The 21,004-nt window shown below is 67.1% G+C and carries 22 protein-coding genes and 1 tRNA gene; 15 read left to right on the top strand and 8 right to left on the bottom strand.

The features are described from left to right. Positions 1-20 precede the first annotated feature (20 nt). The 5 genes from IL252_RS07350 to IL252_RS07330 all read left to right on the top strand — a co-directional run bounded on the left by IL252_RS07350 (position 21) and on the right by IL252_RS07330 (position 4,557). Positions 21-1,295: a DUF6498-containing protein gene (locus IL252_RS07350; RefSeq protein ID WP_208627483.1), complete on the top strand. Its 1,275-nt coding sequence runs from the start codon at positions 21-23 to the stop codon at positions 1,293-1,295. Between the two features lie 367 nt (positions 1,296-1,662). After that, a complete protein-coding gene (locus IL252_RS07345) occupies positions 1,663-2,988 on the top strand; it encodes an ammonium transporter (RefSeq protein WP_244256925.1) in 1,326 nt (441 codons plus the stop codon). Beyond that, positions 2,981-3,331, top strand: coding sequence for a P-II family nitrogen regulator (locus IL252_RS07340; RefSeq protein WP_015761898.1), 351 nt, complete (start codon positions 2,981-2,983; stop codon positions 3,329-3,331). The genes IL252_RS07345 and IL252_RS07340 overlap by 8 nt, the downstream gene beginning before the upstream one ends. Before the next feature lie 7 nt (positions 3,332-3,338). Then, a complete protein-coding gene (locus IL252_RS07335) occupies positions 3,339-3,794 on the top strand; it encodes an Lrp/AsnC family transcriptional regulator (protein ID WP_208627482.1) in 456 nt (151 codons plus the stop codon). A 127-nt stretch (positions 3,795-3,921) separates the two neighbouring features. Next, positions 3,922-4,557, top strand: coding sequence for a chemotaxis protein CheC (locus IL252_RS07330; RefSeq protein ID WP_153552064.1), 636 nt, complete (start codon positions 3,922-3,924; stop codon positions 4,555-4,557). Between the two features lie 2 nt (positions 4,558-4,559). Here the strand turns inward: IL252_RS07330 and IL252_RS07325 are convergent, their stop codons facing one another. Next, the gene (locus IL252_RS07325) at positions 4,560-5,384 is read right to left on the bottom strand and encodes a molybdopterin synthase (RefSeq protein ID WP_208627481.1); all 825 of its coding nucleotides are present in this window, start codon (positions 5,382-5,384) and stop codon (positions 4,560-4,562) included. A 496-nt stretch (positions 5,385-5,880) separates the two neighbouring features. Here IL252_RS07325 and moaC point away from each other — a divergent pair, with 496 nt between their 5' ends. From moaC to IL252_RS07305, 4 genes are all read left to right on the top strand, one after another. Continuing rightward, positions 5,881-6,354, top strand: a complete 474-nt coding sequence (gene moaC, locus IL252_RS07320) for a cyclic pyranopterin monophosphate synthase MoaC (RefSeq protein WP_208627480.1) — start codon at positions 5,881-5,883, stop codon at positions 6,352-6,354. Continuing rightward, complete coding sequence (locus tag IL252_RS07315) at positions 6,351-6,932, top strand: molybdenum cofactor biosynthesis protein B (protein WP_208627479.1); 582 nt, start codon at positions 6,351-6,353, stop codon at positions 6,930-6,932. Before moaC ends, IL252_RS07315 begins: the two co-directional genes overlap by 4 nt. Positions 6,933-6,998: 66 nt before the next feature. Further along, on the top strand, positions 6,999-7,631 hold the full coding sequence (locus tag IL252_RS07310; protein ID WP_208627478.1) for a hypothetical protein: 633 nt from the start codon (positions 6,999-7,001) through the stop codon (positions 7,629-7,631). Positions 7,632-7,702: 71 nt separating this feature from the next. Next, positions 7,703-9,043 (top strand): glutamate-1-semialdehyde 2,1-aminomutase, encoded by a 1,341-nt coding sequence (locus IL252_RS07305; RefSeq protein WP_153552069.1) that lies wholly within the window; start codon positions 7,703-7,705, stop codon positions 9,041-9,043. Here the strand turns inward: IL252_RS07305 and IL252_RS07300 are convergent, their stop codons facing one another. Further along, complete coding sequence (locus IL252_RS07300) at positions 9,044-10,021, bottom strand: DUF4349 domain-containing protein (RefSeq protein ID WP_208627477.1); 978 nt, start codon at positions 10,019-10,021, stop codon at positions 9,044-9,046. It lies immediately after the preceding gene. 190 nt (positions 10,022-10,211) lie between these two features. On the opposite strand from IL252_RS07300, the gene IL252_RS07295 reads away from it, so the two are divergent. Further along, positions 10,212-11,018 carry a hypothetical protein gene (locus tag IL252_RS07295; RefSeq protein WP_208627476.1) on the top strand — a complete coding sequence of 269 codons (807 nt, stop codon included), beginning with the start codon at positions 10,212-10,214 and terminating at the stop codon, positions 11,016-11,018. A gap of 63 nt (positions 11,019-11,081) precedes the next feature. Then, positions 11,082-11,930 (top strand): ribose-phosphate diphosphokinase, encoded by an 849-nt coding sequence (gene prs / locus IL252_RS07290; protein ID WP_208627475.1) that lies wholly within the window; start codon positions 11,082-11,084, stop codon positions 11,928-11,930. Here prs and IL252_RS07285 read toward each other — a convergent pair whose 3' ends face one another. The 5 genes from IL252_RS07285 to IL252_RS07265 all read right to left on the bottom strand — a co-directional run bounded on the left by IL252_RS07285 (position 11,931) and on the right by IL252_RS07265 (position 15,805). Beyond that, positions 11,931-13,187 carry an MFS transporter gene (locus tag IL252_RS07285; RefSeq protein ID WP_208627474.1) on the bottom strand — a complete coding sequence of 419 codons (1,257 nt, stop codon included), beginning with the start codon at positions 13,185-13,187 and terminating at the stop codon, positions 11,931-11,933. Positions 13,188-13,241: 54 nt separating this feature from the next. After that, on the bottom strand, positions 13,242-14,060 hold the full coding sequence (locus IL252_RS07280; protein ID WP_208627473.1) for a hypothetical protein: 819 nt from the start codon (positions 14,058-14,060) through the stop codon (positions 13,242-13,244). A 184-nt stretch (positions 14,061-14,244) separates the two neighbouring features. After that, positions 14,245-14,607 (bottom strand): NifU family protein, encoded by a 363-nt coding sequence (locus IL252_RS07275; protein ID WP_153552074.1) that lies wholly within the window; start codon positions 14,605-14,607, stop codon positions 14,245-14,247. A 93-nt stretch (positions 14,608-14,700) separates the two neighbouring features. Next, entirely contained in the window at positions 14,701-15,303 is a 603-nt protein-coding gene (locus tag IL252_RS07270; RefSeq protein ID WP_208627472.1) for an IMP cyclohydrolase, read from the bottom strand. A 46-nt stretch (positions 15,304-15,349) separates the two neighbouring features. Further along, positions 15,350-15,805, bottom strand: coding sequence for a hypothetical protein (locus IL252_RS07265; RefSeq protein WP_208627471.1), 456 nt, complete (start codon positions 15,803-15,805; stop codon positions 15,350-15,352). A 148-nt stretch (positions 15,806-15,953) separates the two neighbouring features. On the opposite strand from IL252_RS07265, the gene IL252_RS07260 reads away from it, so the two are divergent. The 4 genes from IL252_RS07260 (at position 15,954) to IL252_RS07245 (ending at position 19,586) form a co-directional block, all read left to right on the top strand. Then, positions 15,954-16,673 carry a hypothetical protein gene (locus IL252_RS07260; protein ID WP_208627470.1) on the top strand — a complete coding sequence of 240 codons (720 nt, stop codon included), beginning with the start codon at positions 15,954-15,956 and terminating at the stop codon, positions 16,671-16,673. A 91-nt stretch (positions 16,674-16,764) separates the two neighbouring features. Beyond that, positions 16,765-16,837 (top strand) — tRNA-Gln (locus IL252_RS07255). Positions 16,838-17,066: 229 nt separating this feature from the next. Further along, positions 17,067-19,115 (top strand): prolyl oligopeptidase family protein, encoded by a 2,049-nt coding sequence (locus tag IL252_RS07250; protein ID WP_208627469.1) that lies wholly within the window; start codon positions 17,067-17,069, stop codon positions 19,113-19,115. Between the two features lie 42 nt (positions 19,116-19,157). Beyond that, positions 19,158-19,586, top strand: a complete 429-nt coding sequence (locus IL252_RS07245) for a universal stress protein (protein WP_208627468.1) — start codon at positions 19,158-19,160, stop codon at positions 19,584-19,586. Between the two features lie 208 nt (positions 19,587-19,794). Here the strand turns inward: IL252_RS07245 and IL252_RS07240 are convergent, their stop codons facing one another. Continuing rightward, entirely contained in the window at positions 19,795-21,003 is a 1,209-nt protein-coding gene (locus IL252_RS07240) for an inorganic phosphate transporter (protein WP_208627467.1), read from the bottom strand. Position 21,004: the final 1 nt, after the last annotated feature.

The following is a 21,004-nucleotide window of genomic DNA, read 5'->3' as shown; positions in this document are numbered from 1 at the left end:
GCGTCGCTACCGACGCGTAGATGGTCGCCCTCCGCCGGATCGTCCCGTCGACGGACAGCCGTCGGCTCGAACTCGCAGAGATCACCGTCACCAATGCCGTGCCGGTCGTCGGCGTCGTCGCCTTCGAGTGGAACGTCGCCGCCCTCCTCGTGCTCTACTGGTTCGAACTCGCCGTCGACGCGGTGTGGGCGTTCGTGCGTGCGCTGTTTGCCGCCCGACCGCCCGAGATCGACACCGACGGGCTGTTGATCGGAGCGGTGGCACAGCGCCGGCCGACGCTCGACGTTCCGTGGACCGGCCTCCAGATCCACGTCGTGACGCTGCTGACCCTCCCGATCGCGGTGCTGGTCGTCGCCGGGGTCTGGCTGTTCGCCGGTGCCTTCCTCGTCGGCCCACTGGGCACGTCGGCACTCGACGACGACACGATCGCCAGCGTGACCCTGGCCACGCTCGCGATCCTCTGTACGACCGGTGTGTCGACGATACGGACCTACTTCCTGCGTGGCGAGTACCGGAACCATAACTCTCAGACCGCCATCAGCGGTGTCGTCTTTCGCATCTTCACCGTGTTCTTTGCCGGTATATTCACGCTCACGATGGTCGGCCTCGTCACCGCTGGACCCGACACGACGCTGTCGTCGCTCGACCCCACCGCCGTCGGTCCGGCGCTGCTGATCGCGATTATCGGTCTGAAGTTCGCCTCTGACTTCCTGGGCGTGTACAGCGACCGACTCGCCGTCTACTTCGTCTCGTACGACGAGGCGTACGGGTGGTCTCAGGCCCCGCCCGAGCCCCAGTCGGTCGCGGGCGTGCCCACCGACGCGGCCGACCGGATTCGACCGACGCTCGCGGGTCGCGTCCTCGGGGGCGCGCTGCGCCTCCCACAGCACCCGGGGGTCGCGTTTCTCGGTGTCTTTCTGCTGGCCGTCGCGGCGCTGTTTGCCTTCGGGAGCGCCTGGCTCGTCGTCGGGCTCCTGGTCGCGCTGGCCGTCGCGGTTCCACTGACACTCGTCTCTATCGATCACCTGTTGCGATACGGCGCAGTCGAGTACCGCGTTGCCCGGGACGAGCGTGCCCTCGTCGCGTACGACCGACTGTTCGGCGTCTCGCTGTGGCGCGTCGAACCCTGGGACGAGACGGCCGTTCGGATCGAGCGGACGCGCCTCGATCGGCTGCTCGGCACCGAGACGGTCGTCGTCGCGTTGCCCGACGACGAGTACCTGCTCCCGCATCTCCCCGCGACGACGCTGATCCTGTCGGTCTTCGACCGCGAGCCCGATCGACCCCAGTCGTGAGCCCGGACGAGAGCGCCGACGCGCCCACGTCACGACTGTCCGGGACCGGCGCGGCGACACTGCTGGCGGCGGGTGCGCGCGAGCGAAATACCCTCGAAGCACCGGAATCGGCCGTGCTCCCGGTTGACGAACGTTCGAAATCCGGGCGGACAGGCGGCGGTTTTCTGGACGGAATACAACCTTATATCGATAATATCATACCTTAATCTGGACACTCGTCTACGCAACACCCTCCTATCTCTGTTATTGTAAAGCAAATCCTTATGTAGGGCTACGGCAAGACCACTTCCGTGAGCAAGTTGACGATGACGGGTGCTGTGGAGATAAAGCTGGACATTCAAACGCAATTCAAACACGATCCAAAACAATGACGTACGAACTACTACAGTCGAGCCCAGAAACGATTGTCGAGGGAGTCAACCTCCTGTGGGTACTGGTGGTAACGTTCCTGATCTTCTTCATGCACGCGGGCTTCGCCATGCTGGAGGCAGGCCAGGTGCGCTCGAAGAACGTCGCGAACCAGTTGACGAAGAACCTCCTGACCTGGAGTGTCGGCGTCGCACTGTTCTTCCTCGTCGGGGCGACCGTCGAGGGACTGGTCGGCGGTGCCGGCCTCTCCTGGCAGATGAACGGTGGCTCGTCGGGCTGGGTGACGTGGCTGTTCGGGGCCGTCTTCGCGATGACGGCGGCGACGATCGTCTCCGGGGCCGTCGCCGGTCGCGCGAAGCTCCGCGCGTACATCACGTACACGGTCCTCATCGCCGCAGTGATCTACCCGGTCGTCAGCGGGATGTCGTGGTACGACGGCGGGCTCCTCGCGGGCCTCGGCTTCGCCGACTTCGCTGGCGGCATGGTCGTTCACGGCATGGGCGGTATCGCCGGTCTGACGGCGGCCTACGTGCTCGGTCCGCGCATGGGACGGTACAACGAGGACGGCAGCGCCAACGTCATCCCCGGCCACTCGATGACCTTCGCCGTGCTGGGGACGCTGATCCTCGCTTTCGGCTGGTACGGCTTCAACGTCGGCACCGCCGCGACCGTCTTCAGCATCGAAGAGGGCGCAATCGCGCTCGGTGACTTCTCGTACGTCGGGCGTGTCGCGATGACGACGACGATCGCCATGGCCAGCGGAGCCATCGGTGCCGGTCTGATCTCCTGGGTCAAGACCAGCAAAGTCGATACGCTGTACGTCGCCAACGGTCTCCTCGCCGGTCTGGTCGGCATCACCGCGATCCCCAACACGACGACCTGGTGGGGTGCCTTCCTGGTCGGCGGGCTCGCCGGTGCACAGCTGCCGATCGTCTTCGAGTTCGTCGAGAAACGCCTCCAGATCGACGACGTGTGTGCAGTCTTCCCGGTCCACGGGAGCGCGGGCGTCCTCGGGACCCTGCTGTACTCCTTCGTCGCGGTCGACGCCTGGGCCGGCGGTGCCAACGTCGGCTTCATGATCGACGGCTTCGTCACGCAGCTGATCGGCGTCGCGATCATCACGGTCTGGACGGTCGCCGCGACCGGCCTCATCTGGGGCGCTCTCAAGGCGGTCGGACAGGCACGCGTCACGCCCGAGCACGAACAGGAAGGCCTGGACGTCTCGGAGCACGGCGTCGAGACCTACCCCGAGTTCGGCAGCGGCGAGGGCGTCGTCGCCGACGGTGGGACGACGAACTTCTCGGAGGTGACCAACGATGACTGACGAGATCAAGATGGTCGTCGCGATGGTGCGGCCGGACAAGCTCGGCGACGTCAAGGAGTCGCTGGCGGAAGTCGGCGCGCCGTCGCTGACGGTGACGAACGTCTCCGGCCGCGGTTCACAGCCGGCCAAGAAAGGCCAGTGGCGCGGCGAGGAGTACGTCGTCGATCTCCACCAGAAAGTCAAAATCGAGTGTGTCGTCGCCGACATCCCGGCCGACGACGTGGTCGATGCGATCCAGGAGGGGGCACACACCGGCGAGCCCGGCGACGGGAAGATCTTCGTGATCGACGTGGAGGATGCAGTGCAGGTCCGGACGGGTGAACGCGGACCGGACGCCGTCTGATCGCTCGATGAACGTCGACGACACCGAGAGCCGGATCGTCAACGCCCTCTTGGAGGACGGCCGTGCCAGCTCCCGCGACATCTCCGGGGCGACCGGGATCGCGGAACCGACCGTCTCCCAACGGATCGACCAGCTCGAAACCCGCGGCGTCATCGAGGGGTACGAGCCCCGCATCGACTACGAGTCGCTTGGCTACGACGTGACGGCCGTCTTCCAGCTGACGATCGACGGCGACGGACTGCCCGGCGTCCCGGAGCGACTCGGCGACGCCGAGCAGATGATCGGCGTCTACGAGGTGACCGGGAGCCACGACGTGGTCGTGATCGGGAAGTTCATGGACACCGCGGCGATGAACGCACAGATCAAGGAACTGATGACCGACGACGACATCACCGCCGTCGAAACGTCGGTCGTGCTCAACACGGTCACGGAGTACGGGCAGTTTCGCGTCGAGAGCGAGTAACGTCGCTCGACGAGTCGAGTTCGCGCCGGTCGACCGGCGAGCCGTCATCGCGACGACGGCCGCCTCCGAGTATCAGACGCTGAAATCCCGGCGGTGCGATTAAGCGAGTGGCTCCCGATTCGAGCGTATGAGCCTGCAAGTCGACGTGCGGAAACTCGACCTCTTCAACAAGATGGCCAAGGAGGGATCGGGCACCGTCGCCGATCACCTCTCGCAACTGACCGGTGTCGACGCCTCGGTGCGGACGTCTCAGATCAACTTTCTCGACATCGGCGACGTCAAGACCCACCTCGGAAACGACGAGCGGATCGGCATCTACGTCGAGCTGACCGAGGCTCCCGGCGGCTACGTGCTGTTCGTCCTCGATCCCGACCACGGCAAGCGCCTGGCGGGACAGATGATGGGCGGTATCCAGGGGGCCGACGAGGGGTTCTCCCAGATGGAGGAGTCGGCGCTCCAGGAGATCGGCAACATCATGACCAGCGGCTTCATCGACGGGTGGGCGAACGTCCTCGACGCGACCATCGACATGACGACGCCGACCCTGCTGGTCGACGACACGGCGACGATCATCGACTCGATGGGTGGGTGGCCCGACTCCGACCTCGTCTTCGTCGTCGACTCACACATCGTCGCCGAGGGGGCGGACATCGACATGACGGTGTACACTTTCCCCCAGCTCGAAGACCTCGTGGCGATGATCCAGGACATCGACCTCGACACCGACGTGGCAGAAGATACGACGGCCAGCGATCTGCTGTAGTATTACCGCTCGTGCGCCCAGACGGCGTCTTCGACGGTGACCTCTTTCTTGAACAGCGGGACCTCGTCTTTGAGCCGGTCGATCCCGTCCTCCACCGCTCGGAACGCCTCGCGGCGGTGGCCCGCAAGAACGACGACGAAGACGATGTCCTCGCCGGCTTCGACGACGCCCGTGCGGTGGTACAGCGCGACCTCGAAGACGCCATCGCGCGCACAGAGGTCGTCGCGGATGGTCGCTAACTTCTCGTCGGCGACGCCCTCGTACTTCTCGAACTCCAGGTACTCCGTCGGCGTGTCGTCGGGGTCGTCGCGCTCGCGGACTCGTCCGGTAAACGTTGCGATCGCGCCGGCACGGTCGCTGTCGTTCGCCGCTTTGACCCGTGCCACGAGCGAGCCAAGCGTCTCGTAGGGCTCGCAGTCGTGGAGCGCCTCGACCAGCGCCGCCACGTCCACGTCGCTCGCGGTCTCGCCCGCCGCGAGCCGTCGCCCGGCGTGGTCGCGCCCGCCAAGCGCCACCGTCGGAATCCGCGCCCCGGAGTACCCCTCGACGACGGCGTAGTCGTACGACCGCGCGAGTTCGTCGAGCGTCTCGTCGAGCCCCCGGTCCTCGCCCGTCGCGAACCACGCGTCGTCGGCGAGACCGTAGCTCACCGCCGCGCCGGCCGTCCGGTGGCGGGCGGTGTCCTTGCCATCGGTGTCCACGTCGGGGGCGTGCGTGCAGTGCTTGATCGTCGCGACGCGGCCCCGCTCGGCCAACCGCTCGCAGACCCGCTCGACGAGGGTCGTCTTCCCCACGTCCGACGGGCCGGCGACTCCCAGAACGTGCATACCGGAACTGACTGCCCGAGCTACCTATACGTTGCCCAGTCTCTCACCGCTCGGGATCGATCGCTAGCAGACGTGACCCCGTGAACGACCACCGACCACGGAAAGCCTCCGGCCCGCTCGCTAGCAGGCGGAGCCAGTGCGATTGCTGGATCGGACGACCACTGAAAGCCCTCGCGTCGTTCCAGTCCCAGGACCCGAACTGCGCGCGCTCACTGTGTTCGCGTGCTTGTTGGGTCCGGGTTCCCGGAACGACGTTCGCCCTTTCATCCGCCAGGCACGTGGACAGTGACACGAGCTACGTCCTGGTGGATGAAAGGGCGAGGCACGGTAGCCGGATCTGCGACGGCACTATTCGACCGCAGGGAGAATATCCGGCACAGATCCGGCTAGCGGGCCGAGGGCTTTCGGTCTCCGCACTGCAAGCGTCCAAGCTCACCTGCATACCAGGGCCCCAGAAGCACAAAGCGGTTTGTACGGGCCGGGCGTTGCGGGCGGTATGGACGAGTTCAGTCACGTCGAAGACGACGCGGCACAGATGGTCGACGTCGGCGACAAGGCCGTCGTCGACCGCCGGGCGGTCGCGAGCGGCCGGATCGACCTCGAACCGTCGACGGCCGAGTCGATCGAGACCGGCGCGGTCGTGAAGGGCAACGTGCTGGCGACGGCCCGCGTCGCAGCGATCCAGGCCGTCAAGCGCACCTGGGACGACATCCCGATGTGTCACCCGCTGTCGATCGACGGCGTCACCGTCGACTTCGAGGTCCGCGAGGACGGCGTCGAGAGCAGCGTCGAGGTGTCCTCGACCGGCCAGACCGGCGTCGAGATGGAGGCGCTCAACGGCGTCACCCGCGCACTGTTGACGGTCTGGGACATGGTGAAGTCGGCCGAGAAAGACGCCGACGGGCAGTATCCAGACACGCGCATCTCGGACGTGCGCGTAGAAGCGAAGGTCAAGGGGGCAGAGTCGTGAGCGATCACCGCGACCACGCTGCGGGCGGCCACGGCGAGCACCGCCACCACGATCACGACGCCGACGACCACGACCACCATCACCACGGTACCGACGAGACTCTCGACGTCGCGGTGCTGACGATCTCCTCCTCTCGGTCGAGCGACGAAGACGAGAGCGGCCCGGTCGCGAGCAGGGCGATCGAGGACGCCGGCCACCGCGTCGCCGTCACCGACGTGGTCGCGGACGACGAGGCGGCCATCCGCGAGCGCGTCGAGACGCTGGCGGGCGAGCGTACCGACGGAGAGACCGTCGACGTGATCGTCACCACCGGCGGGACGGGGTTGACGCCCGACGACGTGACCATCGAGGCGATCCGCCCGCTGTTGGACCCCGAGATCCCCGGCGTCGGCGAGTACTTCCGGCGGCTGAGCCACGAGCAGGTCGGAACCGCCGCCATGCTGACCCGCGCGACGGCCGGGATCGTCGGCGAGACCGCGGTCTACGCCTTCCCCGGGAGCCCCGACGCGATCGCACTGGGCGTCGAGTCCGTTCTGTTGCCCGAGGTCGGCCACGTCGTCGGGCTGGCACGGCGATGAGTTTCGTCCATGCTCGATGCAATCGATCGGCAAAAACATTTAGCAGCTGCCTGTCGAAACGAGTCTGTGAACGTCGAACGCCGTCGCCTGCTCCACTCACTCGCCGGGAGCGCCCTGGTCGGTGTCTCTGGTTGTCTCGATCGTTCCGACGCGTCGAACACGTCGGAATCGCCGACGACGACCGCAGCGGAGACACCGTCGCTCTCCTCGCTGTCGTTGACCGGGGCGGTCGAGACGCAATCGACGACCGACCATCCTGCACGAATCTCACTCTCGCTTGCCAATCGAGGCGACAGCGCTGTCACGGTCCACATGGGTCCGACACTCCTGTTTACGGACAACAGTTCTGACCAGCTCGAATGGGCCGACGCGATTGCGATCGAACCGGATGGGCGGGGCGCTGAACTCAGCGCCGATCCGGTCCGAGAAGGCGAGTGCTGGCGCGTGCCAGACACGGCTGTGCCGGTCGTCCAGTCATCTCTCGACGCGGTCCCGCTCGGCTCGGACGAGCCCGTAACTGAAACGTACGAGGTGTACACTCGGGGCGTCTCCGGGACGTGCCTGTCATCGGGTCAGTATCGGTTCGAGGACCAGATCTATCTGGAGACCGAAGACCGCCCGATCGTTCTCTCGGTCGTGTTGAGCGTCACCGACGACCAGCAGATCCGGTTCCGCTCCGGCGGCGTCTCGCCGCCGTAAACTGTTCGACCACTCACACTCGACAGCATCTGACCGACAGTATCTTTCTGGCCCGGTCCAAAGCCCCGGCCATGAACCACGAGCAGTCGCGAGCGCTGTACGATCGGGCGCTGTCGGTGATGCCGGGCGGCGTCAACTCTTCCGTGCGGGCGACCCAGCCCTACCCCTTCTTCGTCGAGCGCGGGGACGGCGGCCACGTGATCGACGCCGACGGGAACCGCTATCTCGACTTCGTGATGGGTTACGGCCCGCTCTTGCTGGGTCACGACCTGCCCGAGCCGGTCCAGTCGGCCGTCCAGCAACGCGCCGCCGAGGGACCGATGTACGGCGCGCCCACGGAGGTCGAGGTCGAACTGGCGGAGTTCGTCCGCCGGCACGTCCCCAGCGTCGAGATGACCCGCTTCGTCAACAGCGGCACCGAGGCGACGGTGTCGGCGGTCCGGCTCGCGCGAGCCTACACCGGCCGGGACAAGATCGTCGTCATGCAGGGGGGCTACCACGGCGCACAGGAGTCGACGCTGGTCGAGGGCGAGGGCGACCACACCGCCCCCTCCAGTCCCGGCATCCCCCCGGAGTTCGCCGAGCACACCCTGACGCTGCCGTTCAACGACGCCGAGGCCGCACGGGAGCTGTTCGCCGAGCACGGCGACGACATCGCCGCGGTTCTCACGGAGCCGATCCTGGGCAACTACGGGATCGTCCACCCGGTCGAGGGCTACCACGAGACGCTGCGCGAGCTGTGTGACGACCACGGCTCGCTCCTGATCTTCGACGAGGTCATCACCGGCTTCCGGGTCGGCGGCCTCCAGTGTGCCCAGGGGAAGTTCGGCGTCACGCCCGACCTGACGACCTTCGGCAAGATCGTCGGGGGCGGGTTCCCGGTCGGCGCGATCGGCGGCCGCTCGGAGATCGTCGAGCAGTTCACGCCTGCCGGCGACGTGTTCCAGTCGGGCACCTTCTCGGGTCACCCCGTGACGATGGCCGCGGGCCTGGAGACGCTACGCTACGCCGCCGAGAACGACGTGTACGACCACGTGAACGGCCTGGGCGAACGGCTTCGCGCCGGCCTGACGGACATCCTCGCCGATCAGGCACCCGAGTACACCGTCGTCGGCACCGACTCGATGTTCAAGGTAGTGTTCACCCGCGACGCCGACGGCACGCAGGCCGGCGGCCCCTGTGACGCCGGCTGTAGGCAGGACCCCGACTGTGAGCGCTTCGACACCTGCCCGAAGACCGGAGCAGACATCAAGCGTGCCGAGACCGAGCGCTGGCAGCGCCTGTTCTGGCCGGCGATGAAAGAGCGGGGCGTCTTCCTCACGGCCAACCAGTTCGAATCGCAGTTCGTCTGTGACGCCCACACGGAGGCGGACATCGACGAAGCGCTGGAAGCGTACAAGGAAGCTCTGTAGCTACTCCTCGCTCGCTTTTCCGTCGGGCTCGCCGTCGTCGGTCGTCCCGCTCTCGTCACCGCTCGTCTCGACGACTGGTGGGGAGTCGTCTGGACGCTCTGGCTCGGCGCTCATCACGCCCGAGACGAACCGCCGAGTCCGACGAACGCCGCCGACCAGCACGAGGCCGAAGGCCGCCAGGGGCAACAGCGAGAGCCCGATCGGGATCGCGTAGCCGAAGAAGACGACGACGTACTTCACCGCCGTCAGCCCGCCGTAGAACGCCTCCATGAACGCGTCGTCGAAGCCAAACGAGGACCGGTAGTTCTCGGGTGGCTGCTCGCTCACCGGCTCGTGGGCGTCGATCCGGATCGTCGACATGGCCTCCTGGCGCTCGAGCGAGGCCTGTTGCTGGCGGAGGGTTCGCAGTTCGTCGCGCACGTCTCGGAGGTCGGTTCTGATCTCGCTGGCCTCCTCGCTGTCGTTGGCCCGGCTCAGCAGGCTTTCGAGAGCCTGCTCTTCCTGCTGGAGATCATCGATGCGGGCCGCGCGGTCGTTGTACTCGTCGGTGAAGTCCTGGACCGAGACCGACTCGTCCTCGACGCGGCCAAGCGCCGCGAGGTCGTCACGGGCCTCGGAGAAGTTTTCGGGGGGCACCCGGACCGTGATCTGGCCCTCGTCCCAGTCGCCACGGGAGTTCTGCGAGCGGTCGCCGACGTAGCCGCCGTGGGCCGCGGCGATCTCGCGCGTCGAGCGAAACGCCCGCGTGAAGTTGTCGACCCGCAGGTCCATCCGGGACTCGCGGACGATCACGCGATCGCCGTCGGCGTCGTAGTAGCTGCCGACGCCGCCACCGCTGGCGTCGCCGGCCGACTGCATCCCCAGGTCGGAGCCGCCGCTGTCGGCGGTGTTTTGGGCACCCGAACAGCCGGCGACGGCGACGAGGACGACGACGGCCAGCAGCGCGATCTGTCGTCTGGTCACGGGTATCGTTGGCATGGTCCGTCAGATCGTACGACGGACGGTCGCATCAAGGCCCTGAACGGTGAAAGGCCGCTTTGAGTCACGTCGCGGCGTCTCCCCGCAGCGACGCCCGCGTGCTTCGAGAGTCCGAGAGTCGTCCGTCACACCGCCGGTCCCGAATCGGTGAGGCGGTAGCCTTTCCAGCCGACCCGACCAACCCCCGCTCATGAGCGACGACGACATCGCCCTCGACGAGAAGCGGATCTACGAGGAGCGCCGCGAGGAGACCCACGCCTACGTCGCCTGCGAGCTGGGCGTGGCGACGGTGGCGCTCTCGGACGACCAGATCGGCCGGTTCGGGCTCGAACACCAGTGTACGGCCCGCGACATCGCCGCCGATCGGGGCCGTCTCGCGGTCGCGACCGCGGAGGACGTGCTGGTCGGCAGCGACGAGGGATTCGAGAGCACGGAGTTCGGCCCGGCGACGGCGGTCGGCGTCGGCGAGCGCGTCGTCGCCGCCAGCGAGGACGGGACGCTCGCCCGACTCGACGGGGACGAGTGGGTGACACTGGGCGCTGTCGAGGAGGTTCACGCCGTCGACGGCGACCTCGTGGCGGCCACGGACGGCTGCTTCCGGATCGACGGCGACGACCTCGTCGCGCTGGGCGGGGACGCCGTCCGAGACGTTGCCGCCGCCGGGCCGTACGCCGGGACTGCCGACGGCGTCGACCGCCTCGCCGACGGCTGGACGACCGAACTGGCCGGCGACGCGACCGTCGTCTCGGCCGAGCGCGACGGCGACCGCGCACACGCAGTCGTCGACGGCGACCTCTTCGCACGCGCCAGCGGCGAGTGGACGGCTGTCGACCCGACCGTGTCCGGAATCGTCGACGTTGCTTACGCCGCCGCCACTGTGACTGTCACCGACGACGGCACCGTCGCGATCGACCCGGTGACCGCGAAAGACGGCGCACCGGAGTGGCGCTCGCGTGCGCTCGGGCTGGCCGGCGTCACCGGCGTCGCCGTGCCGTAGCTCGCCGGACCGGCCTCTCTGGGAACCGAAAAGGGGTTTAGCGCGGCCGGTAGATGGGCGAACATGATTATCCCCGGTTCGGAATCGCAGGCGTTCGCGGCGGCCCTGGCCGACGCGAGCGGCGAGTCACTCGGGCGCGTCGAGTACGAGGACTTCGCAGACGGCGAGTCGGTCGTGCGCGTCCCCGACGAGATCGACCGGGCGGTCGTCGTCGCCTCGACGGTCTCCGATCACGCCCACGTCGAACTGCTCCAGCTGCAAGACGCCGCCCGCGAAGCCGGTGCCGACGAGCTCCTCACCGTCCTGCCGTACATGGGATACGCCCGCCAGGACGAGGCGTTCCGGACCGGCGAACCCGTCTCCTCGCGTGCGATGGCGCGCGCCATCTCGTCTGGCACCGACCGCGTGCTGACGGTCAACCCCCACGAGGACACCGTCTGCGAGTTCTTCGACGTGCCCGCCGAACCGGTCGACGCTGCCGGCGTCCTGGCCGACCCGCTGCCCGCGGACCTCGACGAGCCGCTCTTTCTCTCGCCCGACGAGGGGGCCGTCGACATCGCGACGACCGTCCGAGACGCCTACGGGCGCGGGACCGTCGACTACTTCCAGAAGGATCGGGACTACGACACCGGCGCGGTCGACATCTCGCCCAGCGACGCCGCGGTCGCCGACCGGGACGTGGTCGTTGCCGACGACATCATCGCCACGGGCTCGACGATGAGCGAGGCCGTCGGTGTGTTGAACGACCGGGGAGCCGGCCGGGTCTTCGTCTCCTGTGTCCACCCCATGCTGGCGGCCAACGCCCAGACGAAGCTGGCGAGTGCCGGCGTCGAACGGGTCTATGGCACCGACACGATCGAACGGGCCGTCAGCGATGTCAGCGCCGCGAGCGCCGTCGCCGAGCGGCTCTGATCACCACTTCGCCAGCCCCTCGCGGCCGTGGTCGTACGAGAGGATGCCGACGAACGCGATCACGCCGGAGAACGCGGCACCAGCGCCCAGAAAGAACACCCAGTCTATGCCGACGCTACTCATCAGCCAGCCCCCGACCAGCGGTGCGACGACCGCGCCCGGTCGCCAGACGATGTCTCTGATCCCGAAACTCGCGGCGACGCCCTCGCCCGTGCCCTCGTCTGCGAACAGCGCCATGCTGGCCGGCTCCCGAATCGAGTCGGCGATCCCGAGCAGGGCACTGACGGCCAGCAGCGGGAGGAACGCCACAGAGAGTTCGCCGAAGTAGGGGAACGTGGCCGGGAGCGCCAGCGCCGACCCGATCGCGGGCGTGAACGGGACGAGGAGGGCGGCGACCCCGTAGGCGAGCCCACCCACGAAGACGAACTGTGCGCGACCGAACCGGTCGGAGAGCCGGCCCGTGAACGGCTGGCTCAGCATGTTCATGAAGCGGGCGCTGACGATGGTTAGACTCACCGCCGTCGCACCGTTGAGGGCGGCGTTGAACCCCAGTCCGCCCTGGGCAGCCGTGACACCGGCGAAGATCGGCACCCAGTTACGGACCAGCGTCACCGCGACGGCGTACTGGGCCCGAAAGCTCGTGATCGTGACGATCCGGCGATTGACCGCCAGATCGAAGAAGGCGAACTCCTCGACGGTCGTCTCGTCGGGCTCGACCCACGCGAGCACCGCGATAAAGGCCAGCCCGGTGACGACCATCAGGAGGCCGAAGACGACCGAGAAGCCGAAGTTGTCGTAGAGGATCCCGGCCGAGAGCGTCCCCCCGATGTCCGCGGCGAACCGCCAGGAGTTCGACTTTCCGATGGTGTTGCCGCGTTTGCTGTCTTTCGCGAGTTGTCCCACGAGTGCGAGTCCGAGCAGGCCGGCAGTGGTCGCGGCGATGCCCTGGACCCCCCGGACGAGGACGAATCCCCAGCTCGTCTCGACGAACGTGAAGGCACCGTAGACGGCGGCTGCCAGCCCGAGGCCGACGAGCAAGATCGTCCGTTTGTCGTAGCGGTCGCCGAGGTACGACACCGGGATCACCGCGACCGCCTGAGCGAAGGTCAGGCCGGTGACGAACATCCCGACGACGAACCCCTCGGCCCCGAGGACTTCGATGTACGTCGGCAACAGCGTCAGGAGCGTCACCAGCCCGAAGGCACCGGCGAATCGCGTGAAAAACAGCGCCCGCAGTTGGTTCTGGCGTTCGGTCACTGGTGGGGTACATCCCCCGTAGTACAAAGATTGTTTCGATAGTCAAAGAAAGTGTCAGTCCGGTGTATCGGTCGCGCTCCTCGTGGTCGTCGCCGTCGTCACGTTCTCCGGCCAGCGCGCCCGGACCCACTCCGGGGGCTGGACCGTCGTCTCGCCGACGGCGCTGTATCGGTAGCGATAGTCGATCCGCTCGCGGTTGCTACCGATCACGTCTTCGTAGCTGACCGACAGCGAGCGGACGAACCCCGAGGGAGCCACCAGCGCCTCGACGCTGTAGTTACTGATCTCACCGGTCACGGGCAACGTGTCGGCCGAGCCCGTGATCCGGTAGTACCGCTTCCCGTCGACCGTGGTCGCCGCGACGGTGGCCGACCCGATCGCGAGATAGCGGCTGATCGCCACTTCGGGCTGGTGGCCGTAGCGTGCCGTGGCGTTCGTCGCCGACGCCGTCGAGTAGGTGAAGCCGGCGCGACTCACGTCCCGACGATAGCGCGTCTCGCCCTCGGTGTACCCCGAGGTGTTGACGGGCCGCCACGAGGTCGCCAGCTCGTAACGATAGCGGCGTTCGTGCTCGACCCACAGCCGCGTGTCGACGCGCTCGGATTCGTTCGTCCCGACGGGACTCGCGCGCTGGTGTTCCTGCCAGACGTACGAGCGCTCCCGGATCGCCGCCCTGTGGGCTCGGGCGAGCCGGTCGGCGTCGACGATCCGGGCTCCCCCAACTCCCGGTGCGATCGCGCTGCCGGTCGACTCGGTGGCGGGCGGTTCGGGGACCGGTGCCGGCGTCACCGTCGTCTCCGTGGACGTGCCGACCAGCCCCCCACAGCCGGCCAGGAAGGCGACGGCGACGACCGCGAGCAGCCCCAGACGCATACCCACAGTTAGGTAGCGAGGTGCATAATCCCACGGCCCGACTCCACGATCGTGTTCAGATAAGAGACGCGGGGTGGTGGCTTTCGGTGTGTTCGCTCCAGTTTGGCTCGCTTATCTGAACACCGCCGCCTCCACGACGCGGAGCCGTCGCTCACCGACGAGAAAAAACGGAGAAGGTTGGAGCTTAGAACGGCGCTTCGGGGCCTTCGTCGTCGTCGCCGATCTCGCCGCCCCGCGAGTCGCCGGGCATCGACGGGCTGGCTCCGCCGGCCATGCCCTCACTGCCGTCCATGCCCGTGTTGGCGTGGACCGTGTCGATCTCGGGGATCTCCTTCGTCATGCGGGTCTTGATCGCCTGAATCGTCATCGGCGAGATCCCACAGCCCGAACAGGCACCGCCGAGCTGGATCGTGACAGTCCCTTCCTCGCGGTCGATGTTCTGGATCGCCGCCGAGCCGCCGTGCATCTGGATCTGCGGGAAGTTCCGGCGCAGGAAGTTCGTGATGCGCTCCTCGAGGTCGTCGCCGCTTTCGGTCTCCGTGCTCATAGTGTCTACACGTGGGTGCCCCGCCTGCTTAGACCTTTGGACTGACCCGTTCGGACTCGGGCAGAGAGCCCTACAAAAGCGGACTGGAGCGCCCTAGCCGTTGTAGATCGCGGTCTCGACGCCGTCGTCGACCGCGACGCCGGCCGCACAGACGGCGTGTTCGAACTCGTGGTCGTACAGCTCGCGGGCGATGCCCGCCGGGTCGGTCGCTGCCAGGTCGAACGCCTCCGGGCTGTCCTTCTCGTAGGTCGCGACCAGCGTCGGCTCGGTGACCTCTTCGACCAGTAGCGCGTCCCGGCGGACCGTCCCGATGACGCCGCCGTGGCCCTCGGCCCGCGTCGTGGGGTCGTCGGGATCGACGCCGACGATGCCGGCGATGCGCGGGGTGTCGTAGTCGTCTTTTTCGAAGTCAAGCGCCAGCAGCGACTCGGCGACGGCGTCCCGCGCGGGGTAGCCAAGTGCCAGCTTCTCCGCGATCGGATCGACGTGAGAGCCGTTGCCGACGACGACACCCCGGTCGGTCTCCCGCACGGCGTTGTACGAGATGTAGGGGTTGTCGGTCTCGGGAGCGTCCTCCGTGGGGCCGACCGTGATCGTGCCGTCACGGTCGAGTGCTCTCCTGTTCGGGAACGATCGCGACGAGACGCGGTACGCGCCGACCTGCGGGCCGACGACGACGAACCGTCCAACGTACATACGCGTCAGTTCGGCGGTCGAAGTAAGGAGGTGTCGGTTTTGCCCGTCACCGGCCGAACAGCCAGTGGCCGACTCCGAGGACGATACCGTAGAGGGCCAGTCCGGCCAGCAGCGTCGGATCGAGCCACGGGAACGGCGGGGCCGTGGCTCCGACCGCTCCGAGCCAGGCCGGGAGCGCCACCGCGGCGACGAGCCACAGCGCGACGCTGTATCCGATCCCGAGGACGACTGTCGTCGAGAGGGCCTGTCGCCCGGCCGCCGTGCTAAAGAGGATGCCGGCCGCGGCGCTGGCAGCTCCGAGCACGAGCCAGCCCACGGCCGTCTCGCTGGCCCAGAGCAGCGCGGAGAACGTCTCGGAGAGCACGGTCGGCGCGGTGAGTGTCAGAAACACGCCCGCGCCGAGACCGCCGATCAGCCCGGCTGCCAGCCCGCGAAGCCAGGTCGGCGAGACGGTCGGCGTCCGGGTGCGGGCGGCGCTCGGGTTGGGTCTCTCCGATGCCATGGCTGTCACCAGACCGTGGCCACCCCTATACGGCTCGATCGTTCACGCGATAACCCGGGCGTATTCGCTCCGCCACGGCGGTACGCTTGTCTTTCGTGCCCGCCGGGAGTCACCGCCGTTATGCCGTTCGAACCCCTCGCTGTGGACGATGATCGAGGGGCTTGACGCCGACGTGGTCGGGACCGACGCGGCCGCGACACGACGGGACGAGATCGTCGCCGCTGTCACCGACCACGCGAGTGAGATCGCCCGCGAACTCGCACGCCTCCAGGGCGGCGACTACGGACAGGCGACCTTCGAGACCGACGCCGCCTCCTGGACCCTGAAATACGAGGCCGGCGACGTGCAGTATCTCCGCTACGAACGAGGTGGTCGCGAGATCTACGTCGTCTCGACCCAGCAACCGCCCGCTCCGGGCGCGCTGGCGACGGCGCTGTCGGACTACGACGCGTTCGTCGCGGCGTTCAACGAGCACGTTCGATCGCTCGACGGCGTCCTCGACGACGTGACGACCGAGTTCCCCGAGGTCGCCACCGTCGACGACGTGGTCGCCACACGCCAGGCGATCCTCTCGGAGCTCCGGGAGGTCGCCGACGCCATGGCCCAGCAACTCTACCGCTACAGCGGCGACAGCTACGGCACCTTCACGACCCGGATCGACGGCTCGCGCTGGGAACTCAACTGGGAGGAAGGCCGGGCGGACTACCTCCGGGTCGGCGGCGAGGGCGGCGTCTACCTCCTCTCGCAGTACCAGCCGCCGGACGCTCGCGACCTGCGAGCCCACGCCGACGACGTACCGGGGTTCGTCGAGGCGTTCAACGACCACGTCCGCGAAATCTCGGAGTCACTGGAAACGGTGTCGCTGTAGTCGCACCCCTCGCGATCGGATGGCAGACGATCACACAGAGCCGTCTCGTCCGTAACACTGATATGCGACTGCCGGATACGATGGGGTACACAGTCCATTGGGGTAGTGGCCAATCCTGAAGCCTTCTGGGGGCTTCGACCCTGGTTCGAATCCAGGATGGACTATTCCTGCGGCGAGCACACTCGCGAGCCGCGCAATCGTCGACGGAGTGGGTTCGAACCCTGCAAGTCGCAGCGCCGAGCGAAGCGAGGCGACCGTCTTGCTCCGGTTCGACATCCAGGATGGACCTTTCGACGACTCGAACGGCGAGCACCGCGTGTGCTCGCCACGATGGAGGTGAACGTCGCCCGTCGGGATACAAGATTCTTGTATGTGGGTCGGGAACGCGGTGCCATGCGTGGCCCTCCCGCGACAGAACGACGAGATTCCGGCTACGAGTACCACGGAGAGCACATCGAGGACCCGTACTTGTGGCTCGAAGACGGAGACGATGACGCCGTCCGCACGTGGATTGCGGCCCAGAATCAGTACGCGGACGACCACCTTTCTGACGAGTCCATCCGAGAGCACCTTCGGCCGCGGATCGAGGATCTGGCTGATTTTCGTGAGTATCATCCGATCCAGCCGATGCCATCCGGCTACTTTCAACGCATCCGGGACCCGGAGCAGGACCATCCCGTGCTGTACCACTTCGAGGAACTCGATCAGGAGAAACGGTCACTGGTCGACCCGAACGAACTGAGCGACGACGGGACGACGGCGGTCAACTGGTACGTGCCGGCGCCGGACGGCGAACGGATCGCGTACGGCGTCGACGAGGACGGTGCCGAGCAGTACGACATCCACGTCATGGATGTGACGACTGGTGGTGACATCGACGTGGTCCCCGATGCCGGTCGAACCGGCCCACAGATGATAGCGTGGTTCGACGACGGATTCTACTACGTCCGCACGGGTGCCGTCGGCGGTGAGGGCCAGCTAGAGAAGGAGTTGCGCTACCATCCTCTGGGCAGCGATGTCGAGGACGAACGCGTGATTCACGACGATTTCGACCCACAGACGTGGCCGATTCTCCGGACTTCGCCCGAGAGCGACCACGTCGTCGTCGGGTTCTCCGAGGGGTGGGAACGGACCGATCTCTACCGCCTGCCACACGGTGCGAGCGCACTCGAACCGCTGATCGAAGGGCACGACGCCATCTTCGAGCCAGAGCTTCGCGGGACGGACTGCTATCTCAGGACGAGTTTCGGGGCCGAGCAGTATCGGCTCGCGCGACTGGACATCACCGATCCACCGACCGTCGAGGAACCGGCCGATATCGAGACGGTCGTACCGGAGGAACAAAACGCCACCCTCAGCGGATTCGCCGTCACTCCGGAGCGACTACTGGTCACACACGACCGGGATGTCGTCTCCGAACTGGCCGCGTTCGACCGTGACGGGACGCATCTTGCGGCCGTCTCGTTGCCCGGCACCGGCGCGGTCGACCAGATGCACGGCAGTCCACAGTCCGACGAGGTGTTCTTTAGCTACGAATCGTTCGAACACCCGAAGTCGGTGATGCGGTACGATGGGGAGTACAACGACGTGTCGACCGTCGCCGAGCCAGACGTGGGCATCGAGGCCGACATCGCCGTCGACCAAGAGTGGTTCGAGTCCAGCGACGGCACGTCGGTCCCGATGTTCGTCGTGCGCCGTGCCGGTGTCGAGCGTGACGGGACGAATCCCGCGATCCTCAACGGCTACGGCGGCTTCGAGATCAGCATGCGGCCGGAGTTCTTTCGCTACACTGTCCCCTTCATCGAAGACGGCGGCGTGCTCGCCATCCCGAACATCCGTGGCGGCGGGGAGTTCGGCCCGGCGTGGCACGAGGCCGCCCAGCGCGAGACCAAACAACGTACCTTCGACGACTTCCACGCCGCCGGTGAGCATCTGATCGAGCGAGGATACGCCGACGCTGATCGACTCGCCTGTCTCGGCGGATCGAACGGCGGCCTCACTGTCGGCGCGGCACTCACACAGCGCCCGGACCTGTTTGCCGCTGTGCTGTGCAAGGTGCCGCTGCTCGATATGCTCCGCTTCCATCGGTCGCTGATCGGGCGCTCCTGGACTAGCGAGTACGGTAACCCGGAGGAGGACCCCGAGGCCTTCAGCTACATCCGCGAGTATTCGCCGTACCACAACGTCACGTCCCGCGCGTATCCCGCGACGCTACTGGTGACCGCCGAGAGCGACACCCGCGTCGACCCCTTCCACGCACGGAAGATGGCTGCCAGACTGCAGGCCTGCCAGACCGGGTCGGAACCGCCGCTCTTGCGGACCTACGAGAACATCGGCCACGGTGTCGGAAAGCCGGTCTCACAGGTCGTCTCGGAGCAACTCGACCAGTGGGGATTCCTCTACGATCGACTGGGTGTCGTCGAGACATCGTCGACGGTCTGAGCTACCAGACCATCTTTACCGCCGGCACCCGATTCGGCAGGTATGCAACCGACCCACGTCCTCGTGCCACTCGACGGGTCGCCCCTCTCGGAGGCGGCGCTGGCCCACGCGCTTTCCGTCTTCGACTGTCCGGTGACCGTCCTGAACGTGGTGACACCGATCGACGCGTCGATGAGCGAGAGCGGCGTCATCGAGCGAGACGACCGCGAGGCCGAGGCCCGCGAGTACGCCGACGAGGTAATTGACGAAGCCGAGCAGCGCGCGACCGAGTACGACAAGCCCATCGAAACCGTCGTCGAGGAGGGCGACCCCGCCGAGACCATCGTCGACTACGCCGACGAGCACGACGTGGACCAGGTCGTGATGGGCGGTCACGGCGGCGACGCCAGCGACCTCACGAAGCGCCTGCTCGGGACGGTCGCCACGGCGGTCGTTCGAGAAGCGCCGGTGACGGTGACTGTCGTTCGGTGATCTGGAGTCGGCTCTTTGTGAGTCTGTAACGCTTCTTCAGACACAGAGGCGAATCATCGAAAGCCCTCGCATCGTTCGACCGTCCGGGGCTCGCTTCGCTCCTTGGCCTTCGGCCTGCGGTGCTTACGTCGCCCGGGACGGATCGAACGACGCCCGCCCTTTCACTGTCTTCGGCTTGATACCGTCGGTCGCATCTCTGCGGACTCCCTCACCTGATCCCGAGCACCGTCGAGAGCAGTCGATAGAGGCCGAAGCCGATCCCGATGGAGGTCACGAGCGTGATCACCCAGAACGCCAGCGTGACGCCGATCTTTCGCCTGGAAACGCCCGCCGACCCGCCGGCCAGTCCACCGCCGATCACGCCGGAGATGATGATGTTGTTGAACGAGATCGGGATCCCCAGTGCGATCGCGGTCTGGGCGATGATGAAACCGGGGACGAGCGCGGCGATCGACCGGCGGACACCCAGCTGGGCGTACTCGCGAGAAGTCGCCTGGAGCAGCCGCGGCGCGCCCATCCACGCCCCGCCGAGGATCCCGGCGGCCCCGAGCCCCAGCAGGACGATCCCCGGCAGTCCGAGTTCGACGCCGTAGAGGTTCTCCAGTGGCCCGGTCGCCAGCCCGACCTGACTGCCGCCACTGGAGAAGGCGACGACGCTGCCAAGCACGACGAGGAAGGTTTTGATCCCGCGGTCGACGGAGGCAAGCGTGCGGCGGCGGATCCACTGGAAGCTCGCCGCCGCCACCACCAGCGTGAACGCGACGACGCCGAGATCGAGACCGCCGACGATCGGCGTGGGCACCTGTCGCGCCAGAAATCCGGCGACGGAACCCTGCTGGATGCCAGGCGGCGTCGGGACGATACTGAGCTGGACGTTCGCGACGATCCCGCCGACGATGGCCGCGAGCAGCGGGACCCCAACTGTCTCGGGGATGTCGTCCCGGCGCAGGATCGTCGCCGTGAGATACGCCAGGCCGCCCGAGACGGGCGGTACGAGGAGCCAGAACGTCGCGATCTGTTGGTACGTGTCGATGGCTGGATCGCCGCCCAGCGAGAGGCCGACGCCGACCATCGCGCCCGTCGTGGCGAAGGCCGCCGGCACGGGATAGCCGCTGTAGACACCGAAGGCCATGAACGCACTCGCGGTGAGCAGCCCCGCTGTCGCCGCAAGCGAGGAGATCTCGACGCCGTCGATGAGCCCCGCACCGACGGTCTCTGAGATCGCGCCACCCTGTGTCAACGCTCCGAGGGCTGCGAGGATGCCGATGAGGAAGGCCGCCCGCATCGTCGAGATGGCGTTCGCACCGATCGCGGGCGCGAACGGCGGCGAGTTGCTGTTCGCACCGAGAGCCCATGCGGTCACGAGGCTCGTCAGCGAGGCGAGTCCGACCAGCGACCAGAACGCGATCCCGGTCATC

The organism is Halomicrobium sp. IBSBa (assembly GCF_017612575.1).
Taxonomy (GTDB): Archaea; Halobacteriota; Halobacteria; order Halobacteriales; family Haloarculaceae; genus Halomicrobium.
This window is presented reverse-complemented; position numbering and strand designations above follow the sequence as displayed.